This is a genomic window from Trichlorobacter sp., assembly GCF_030247655.1.
Taxonomy (GTDB): Bacteria; Desulfobacterota; Desulfuromonadia; order Geobacterales; family Pseudopelobacteraceae; genus Trichlorobacter.
On the sequence record NZ_JAOTRZ010000138.1, the window covers coordinates 1 to 7,594 of the forward strand.

Annotated in this window: 9 protein-coding genes; all 9 read right to left on the minus strand. The window is 51.0% G+C overall.

Annotated elements, in window-relative coordinates:
• Nucleotides 1-914 (minus strand): hypothetical protein (locus OEL57_RS11520; protein WP_300740679.1); only part of this gene is annotated, 914 nt, incomplete at its 3' end.
• An 86-nt stretch (nucleotides 915-1,000) separates the two neighbouring features.
• A complete protein-coding gene (locus OEL57_RS11525; protein WP_300740680.1) occupies nucleotides 1,001-1,984 on the minus strand; it encodes an HNH endonuclease in 984 nt (327 codons plus the stop codon).
• Entirely contained in the window at nucleotides 1,977-2,375 is a 399-nt protein-coding gene (locus OEL57_RS11530; protein WP_300740681.1) for an HIT family protein, read from the minus strand. Before OEL57_RS11530 ends, OEL57_RS11525 begins: the two co-directional genes overlap by 8 nt.
• A gap of 45 nt (nucleotides 2,376-2,420) precedes the next feature.
• On the minus strand, nucleotides 2,421-3,446 hold the full coding sequence (locus tag OEL57_RS11535; RefSeq protein ID WP_300740682.1) for a nuclease-related domain-containing protein: 1,026 nt from the start codon (nucleotides 3,444-3,446) through the stop codon (nucleotides 2,421-2,423).
• 76 nt (nucleotides 3,447-3,522) lie between these two features.
• Nucleotides 3,523-4,389, minus strand: a complete 867-nt coding sequence (locus OEL57_RS11540; protein WP_300740683.1) for a BglII/BstYI family type II restriction endonuclease — start codon at nucleotides 4,387-4,389, stop codon at nucleotides 3,523-3,525.
• A 20-nt stretch (nucleotides 4,390-4,409) separates the two neighbouring features.
• Nucleotides 4,410-5,225, minus strand: coding sequence for an HNH endonuclease (locus OEL57_RS11545; protein WP_300740684.1), 816 nt, complete (start codon nucleotides 5,223-5,225; stop codon nucleotides 4,410-4,412).
• A 373-nt stretch (nucleotides 5,226-5,598) separates the two neighbouring features.
• Nucleotides 5,599-6,183, minus strand: a complete 585-nt coding sequence (locus OEL57_RS11550) for a mobile mystery protein B (protein WP_300740685.1) — start codon at nucleotides 6,181-6,183, stop codon at nucleotides 5,599-5,601.
• Nucleotides 6,180-6,647 (minus strand): mobile mystery protein A, encoded by a 468-nt coding sequence (locus tag OEL57_RS11555; protein WP_300740686.1) that lies wholly within the window; start codon nucleotides 6,645-6,647, stop codon nucleotides 6,180-6,182. The genes OEL57_RS11550 and OEL57_RS11555 overlap by 4 nt, the downstream gene beginning before the upstream one ends.
• Nucleotides 6,648-6,730: 83 nt before the next feature.
• A partial coding sequence (locus OEL57_RS11560) for a helix-turn-helix transcriptional regulator (protein WP_300740687.1) occupies nucleotides 6,731-7,594 on the minus strand: 864 nt, incomplete at its 5' end.

Below are 7,594 nucleotides of genomic sequence, written 5' to 3' on the forward strand. Positions count from 1 at the left end.
GTGAGCCCGGCACTTACTACCAGTTCAGAAAGCTGACCCAACTCATCGAAACAGGTATTTCGCCGGGCATGGTGGTCACCTGTTCGCACCCACAGCAGCACCTTCTGTTCCGGCTTTCCCCCCACCTTGCCATCGATCCATGATCGTAAGGCAGCCGATGGCGATTCATACCCCAGAAAGCCTGTGCGCAGGGTACGCTGTGCCCCTGGCGCGTCAACGCGAAAAGCCTCGGCAATGATATGCGTCAGATGCTTGGGGCTGGCCGGACGAGACCGATAGGGGCGAAGTGATCCTTCTAACCCGGCATCGAAAAGAAATCGTCTGGCTTGCAATTCCTGGACAGCGCCAGGTCTGATCTGAATGGAAAGACCGGCAAACAGTGCCGCAGCAGTCAGGTACCAGCCTTCGCCAAACGAAAAGCCGGGATCGGCATGGAACGTATAGGCGCGGTTCCGCTCCAGAATGATTTGCCTGGCGGCTTTTCCGGCAACTTCAGCTCTGCAGGCAATCTCTCGCGCGTTGGCCGTATCAAGCAGCCGGGCAAAACGTGCGGCCTCCAATGCCGTATCTTCTGCAGTGCACGTGATCTGCTCTACCCGCTGCCAACCGTCTTCGCAATCTTCCAATGTGGGTGCCCGCTGAGAACCGCGAGAGAGCTGCCCGGCACCATAGCGCGCATCCTCTGCCCGGGCCCCGAAAGCCTGAACCAACACCCATTGGAGCAACGTAACCTCTTGGCTCTCCCCCGCGTTGTCCAGTGCCCTTGTGGCCAACAGAACAACCTGCTCCAACCGGGATCGATACTCATCGCGTACTCCAGGCAAATGCAGCGTTCCCTGCAACGCGGTGGCCTCTGCCAAAAGAGTGACGGCCTTTCGTGTAAGCTCCCCGCCATCAGTTTCATTATAGAGCATTCTTGTCACACTATCTTCTTCGACCATGATGAGGTGTGGTAAAAGAGTTCTCACCTTTTGAATAAGCTGATCCATATCGTTGATTGCTACTTCAGCTTCCATCTGTGACGGTGTTCACCAAGATACTCCTGAGCCGGCCGGAGTGCAGTGTCACCTGGTTGTATGATAGCCCGTCCGGTTAATGTCTGGAGTGATCCGGCAAAGTTTGGAGCAAGCCCGATGGATGAGGCTGTGATAACCTGGTAGTTGATGGACACACCCAGCATTCCTTCGTCGAATCCCCAATGACAGAGCCTGCAGAGTGCCATTCCGTTACGGATGTCATCATTACGGCTTTCACTCCAGGGAACGATATGGGCAGCTTCAACCACGGTATGTCCTTCCGGGGTGACAATCCGTATGCCACACAGGGCACAACGATGGTCGTAGGTTGAAACAACCATTCTGCGGAACCCCTGATCACGGACTGCCGGCTTGTAACTATTGGTCTCCAGCACCTCTTTGACCAAAGGCTGGTGAGCCTGCTTTTCAAGCATCAGCTCGTAGTCGAAAGCACCTTGATTTACTACAGCTTGTTCAAGCAATGCCAGTTGAGCCTCTTCAGAAAAGCAGGATTGCAGCAAAGCTTCACGCAAGGTGGTTCTGCCAGATTCAGTTTGCATGATGGCAAACAGATCTTCATCAATACGGGCACCAAGTGCATAGGTACGCAGATAGCTGACCGTGGTGGTTTTGGCTATAACCGCATCTGAAACCGCATGTTCTGGTTTTGCAATCAACTTCCAGAACGGCTCATTGTGCAGGCGTGAGAACGGAAAGGCGATGCTGCTGCTCCGCCCCACTGATACCACTCTACGCCAGTACAGGTTGAACAGGTCATTCAGCTCTACCAGATCCCCGGTCACATCCACTACCGGTGTGGTGATTACTCCCCGTGCAATCAGATCAAGTACAGCCATCAGCAGAATAGGCTTGTGCGGTGCCTTGCGCCTGGTTACTTCACCCCAGACAGTACCGGATGCTCTGCGGAGGAGAGTGAACTGCCCTATGCAAGTTTTCAGGTCAGGCATTGTTCCAGTAGGCCGCCTTGTCAGGAAAAATCCAGCGCACACCGCCACGTGGGTCTGGTTGGTCACCAGTATAGCGGGGAATCAAGTGAATATGCAGGTGCATTACGGTCTGTCCAGCAGCAGATCCGTCATTTATGCCGATATTGAACGCATTTGGCTTTAGTTCTTCCTGTAGCTGTTGTCGCGCCAGCCCAAGCAGTTCAAGCAGGGATGCCTGTTCTTCGGCAGTGGCCTCAAACAGTGAGGCTATATGGCGTTTGGGGATGATCAGCGTATGGCCTTTTGAAACAGGAAAACCGTCTCGAATAACAACCGTGTGGTCGTTGGACAAGATGATACGGTTTGAGTCTAATGTGCAGAATGGGCAGGTATGGTGATCGGTAATTTCCATGTTCAGTGTCTCATGTCTGGAGCAGACGCCTTGTATGCATTCCAGTTACTGGTTAACAAAATAAAGAGAGCTGCTGCCGCAATCCGCACATTCCCGAAAGAATTTCTGTCCATCCTTACGAATGCGCTCATTATGACCATCTTTGCCACAACTGATTTTTAACGGTGTATTTCCGTCACAGGCTCCACATTTGAAATAGTAGCCGAATTTGCCATAGATAATCGCCAGGTTCTCGCTCCGGCAGCTTTTGCATGTCGGCTTGTTTTCAGCTCTGGCGGGGGCAGGTGCATAGACCGGGGCTTCGGGAGTTGCTATGATCGGTGGTGCTGAAATTACTGGGACCTCTGCCAACTCTGTAAGTCCAAACTTTGCGGCGTAATTGATAGAACCGGGGCGATGGAGGCGTACCAGCTTTTCGCCGAATTCCCTCAACGTATCAGTCCCAATTATCTTCGGGGCTTCGATGATTGATTTCTTCTCCATGATTTTATCAACCATAGAGACAAAGGCATCTGCTTTGATGACAGAAGAGAGGTCGAATGTCGCGGATGAAGATTTTAAGAGCTTTGAAGTCGGAGCTACCAGAATAATATTACGGAAATTGATCGGGATGGCGAAGCCAAGCCGCTTCGGTGCAAGATTTCTGTCGGCAATTGACTGCTGAAGCGCAAGGATATGCCGCTGATTTTGCTCGAATGGGGATTCAATGGCCTGATAGGTTTTACCATCCCAAACGAGAAACTCACCCTCTTCGGTAATCTTCACGCCGTAGTAATAGTTCTTGGATTCCAGAACGTAGACATCCAAGAAGCGGTTGATAAGCAGGTGGTCGATCTGCGCCACCCTGTCCCGATGTTCGATGCGCAGGTCGTGAATCACAGCCCAGTTTTGCGAATCTTTGTAACTGAAATCCAGATAGTAGGCGGAATTCTGTTCGTTACGTTCGCCGGAAACCAAACATTTCAGCTCTCGCTCGATAAGGAAGCGCTGTTTAGCTGTCGGTTTCAGAGTGAGAAGGCGGTTCAACTCTTGAATATCAGTCTGGCGGTTGTCCTTGTGTTTCAGAATCATAAAAATCCCTCAAATTGTGGTGATTAGTCCAGCCGTAACGACTTACGGTGCGGGGATAATCCCGGGGACAGTATATTTAACTTCCACCCACCCCAACCCCAGCAACAACAATCGGCATCTCAAACATAAAACCCAAATACGGCAACTCTCTCGCAGCCTTCTCATAACTCATCATCCCGGAATAAACCGGTGACCGTTCACCAACAGCATTCTCCCGCGCTCGCTGCCGCCCCAACTCGCACAACAGCGCCGCAAACGACGTAGTAGGGCAGAGCAACAGGCCAAGCCGGGCATTGCGGTATTTCTTCGCCAGCATGAACTTCACATAGTCCTGATAATAGGAACGGGCGTTGCCAAACTCTACCTCAACCCAGATGCCGTTCTTCTCAAAATCGCATTTGAGGCCAAGCTCATTGACAACCCGTTGTTCCCGATTCCACCCTTGCCCGACCAGACCTTCATTGATCCGCCCGTTGTAATCGGACTGGTTAAAACCTGCGTCATACTCGACGGCGGCAAGTGTTGCCCCAATCTGATCAATTTCCGCAAAACCCTTCGCTTCCTTCTTGTCCAGCCTGTGCAGCAGCATATCGCTGATCTGAAGGCATGGCGTTGCGTTATTAAGAATTGGCTTGAAGAGGAATGTGAACGGCGCAACTTCCTCCACCTCAAGCAGGCTGCCTCCGGTCTGGCTGGAAAATACACCCAACAGATACTGACGCAGGCGTTCCTGCGCCTTGTTCTCATAACGAAATTGCAAATGACCTGGCTTGTTGTTCAACCGTCGTATCTCAGCTACGACCGGCTCTTCCGTCCCGATCAGGATGGTAACAGGCACTTTGCCGCCCTTGTCTATGGCCCGCATCCGTTCCGACTGCGCCTCAACAGGGATGGTCACGCCATATTTGAAGGTAGACGCGCCCACTGGATGTAGAAACTTCACATATTCTAAAACGGGAGGAATCATAGGCGTTGAAAGATCTCTTCTCGGTGCTTATGCATGAAATCAAAATCCGGCAAGAATTTATCCGGCATCTGAAGCTGTTTTCCCTCATAGGCAAGAAAGTTACGTTCTAGCGCATCATTCGGCAAAAAATCCCTGATATATGGACCAACAACGAGTCGGTACTCCTCGTCAAAGGTAATCAAACCTTTGTCAAAGGCCGCATCCTGCGTTTGTGCGAGGCATAACCCGTTCCTCGGATTAAGACGATGTTCCGGGTAATTGCCCCAAGGGAGAATGTGGCTGGCAACGAGTAGCTGGGGAATAGGATTGCCGGTTACACAACAACGACAATTATATGAAGCAAGCACACTTTGACGGAAGAATTGTTGGCCTAAACGGGTTTTGGTTGTCGTTACGGTTTCCGTTGGCCCAGTTGGCGAGTTCAGGGGCATGTTTATGGTTGGTCGTTTTTGGAGTTTCCTTGTCGATTGTGAAACGATGGGTATTTCTTCTGGTATTGTTACATTGAGATTCTGAAAATGTTCTTCGCTTTCTACTCCGAAACGATCCCAGTCCGAGTTGAATTCATTCCATATCTCTCGATCTGCCTTGCTTGTGCTGTCTAAACCTTTGATCCCTCGTTCCTGATGGCGCGGGTCGAGCGATGCCAGGTTACATAACTTCATGGAAAGGCTGCTCGGTGTCCTTCCTAACTTCTGCGCAACCTCCATGATCAAGGGGTTGCGGTGATCAAGCTGACCAAAGGGGAGCTTGCAATAAAGATTCATTGCAATCATCAACTCGTCATGTGTCCATCGAATTCCCTTGGCCATGCAAAACCTACCTCACTTAACTCTGTTTCAGTCGGTTACATTTTGTCACTGACTCACTGCCTTCTTTAGCAAGTCGTTCTTTCAGCTTATTTCAGTATTTGCGGGCAGTCTGATAATCAGGAAAACCCCTGGACACTTCCCGGTTTTCTAACTCAACCACTTAATGCGACTCCATCTCCTGACATCTTTTCCTTACCACAAATCCGGCTCATTTTATGAGCGCTTTGCGCAGTCATTAGGCTTTGCGCACCCTTTACGTCCCCTCAAACTTTTGAATACATCCGGCAGGCAACTCTCAGCACTTCTGTTACCTTGCCCCTCAACCACTCCGGTCCCAGTACCCCTACGTGGGAGCCATGTTTGAGAATCTCCATCATGACCTTACAAACGCTAAAAGCGGCCCATAATCAAGCGTATCCGCAGCACGCAGAGCTTCAATATACTGTTTACGACACTCCCCGGCATTTACCAGGTTACCGCTACCCCAGCTGAAGCGCGGCTGACCCAGTAGATACACCATAAGAATATCGGTCATCAAGCGGGCATGGCGTCCATTGCCATTAGGGAATGGATGGATCGCGGTTAAGCGGTGATGGAAACGTACTGCAATCTCATCCGCGGGATAGGCGTTGTGTTCAATCCAGGTTGTGCAATCAGCACAGAGATTGTGCAGCTCTGAATCTATCTGCCACGCCGGCACTCCGATATTTTTGCCGGTATCACGCTTTTTGCCTGCCCAACGCCAGACGGTCCCAAACATCCGCTTATGCAGACGTTTGATAAAGCCTTCAGTAAGGATGTCGCGAGGCATACGCCGAAATGCCCATGCTTCTGCCTCGGCAATATTCTCTTGCTCCCAGCGATCAAGCTCATTGCGGCTGGTAATGTGAGAGAGTAGCAACCCCTGCGCTTCATCAGCATCAAGCGGCGTTGCTCCTTCAGGATAATCAAATCTCATGCTTTAACTTCCCAGAGCTCTTTCGGCATCTCACGTACCAGTTCGTCTATGGTTGCTTTCAGGGTGGCCTGTTGTTCCTCTGCTGATAATGGCTGCGCTTCCAGCAGCATGCTGTGTGCAGCCCGTTCTATGCGATCTTGTGCAATCAGACGGGCCTGGCTCCGTACTGTGTCTTCAAGGGAGACACGAGGAACCAGGGCATAGACAAAGGTACAGTTAAGTGCCTCAGCCACTTGTTGCATGGTCTTGAGGGTAACAGAACCGGTCAGTTCATCCTGCTCAAGCCGGGGGATGCGGGGCTGTGACACGCCCAGTCGCTGAGCAAGCTGTTTGCCGGACATGCCCAAGGCCTCACGAATGGCTCGTATCCACCCCTTTACCGGAACCTGCGTGTTGGCAGTTTTTAGGCTGGTCAGGGTTTTATCAAGTTGCTGGCGAATTATCAGCTTGTGTCTGGCTTGCATACATAACCTCTTTGTTATAACTTTATGCATAGATAATAATGCAAATATTATTTAATGCAAGTTTGTTTATAATATAAAGGTTATTATTTGTACTGATTCGAAGCAGCTGTCAGCTCTTCTATTACCTTTACCCTTAACCACTCCGGCTCAAGCACCTCAACATGACTACCATGCTTCAGTATCTCCATTATGATCTCTGCCTCATGGGATGCCAGGATGGTCAGGATCAGGCTGCCATCCTCCTGCAGCTCTTCCGCCTGGCCTTCATGCCAGACTTCACCACGTATCCAACGACTGCGCTCCGGTGAAAACTTGAGTTTGACGTTAAAGCTCTGTTTGTTCTGGAAAATGCCGAACGTGTCGTTCAAAAACGGCTGCCACTCTTCCTTTGGCCGGATGGTAAACTCTTCTGCCTCTACCTTGCAGATGGTCATTCTACCCAGCACAAAGTCCCGCCATTCATTACGCAGGTGACAGAAGGCGATCAGGTGCCAGGTGCCCTGGTAGTTAACCATGTGGTGTGGCTCTACTGTCCGCATGGTGCAGGTTGATGAGGTGGGGGAGTAGTAGCAAAACGAGAGTAATCGGCCTTGTATCAGTGCTGCGGTTACATTTTGGAAGATAACAGGATCTGTGGGGTTGATCCCTTTCCACCTGAAGCTGAAGGCGTCTTCTGGATGGGCCCTGCCAGGCAGGTTTGCAGCCAGCAGGGTTCCAAGCCGGGCTGAAATATGTCCCAGTTCATCGCCAAGACTACCAGCAGAAGCTTCGGTAATCAGTTTACGGGCTATCAGCAGCGCTTGCAGTTCATCAGCAGAGAGCCTGGTAACTGGCAGCTGAAATAACGGATCAGTATAGAAGTAGCCCTTGCGGGATTCATCATATTCCAGCGGGGCCTGCAGACGATCTCTGAAGTAATCAATGGAACGGTGGGCGGTTTTGGTGGA

Bases quoted from the DNA above. Each gene is read 5' to 3' on its own strand.
- OEL57_RS11535 (WP_300740682.1), bottom strand. From the start codon at position 3,446: ATGATTCTGAAACACAAGGACAACCGCCAGACTGATATTCAAGAGTTG.
- OEL57_RS11555 (WP_300740686.1), bottom strand. From the start codon at position 6,647: ATGCAAGCCAGACACAAGCTGATAATTCGCCAGCAACTTGATAAAACC.
- OEL57_RS11550 (WP_300740685.1), bottom strand. From the start codon at position 6,183: ATGAGATTTGATTATCCTGAAGGAGCAACGCCGCTTGATGCTGATGAA.
- OEL57_RS11545 (WP_300740684.1), bottom strand. From the start codon at position 5,225: ATGGCCAAGGGAATTCGATGGACACATGACGAGTTGATGATTGCAATG.
- OEL57_RS11530 (WP_300740681.1), bottom strand. From the start codon at position 2,375: ATGGAAATTACCGATCACCATACCTGCCCATTCTGCACATTAGACTCA.
- OEL57_RS11525 (WP_300740680.1), bottom strand. From the start codon at position 1,984: ATGCCTGACCTGAAAACTTGCATAGGGCAGTTCACTCTCCTCCGCAGA.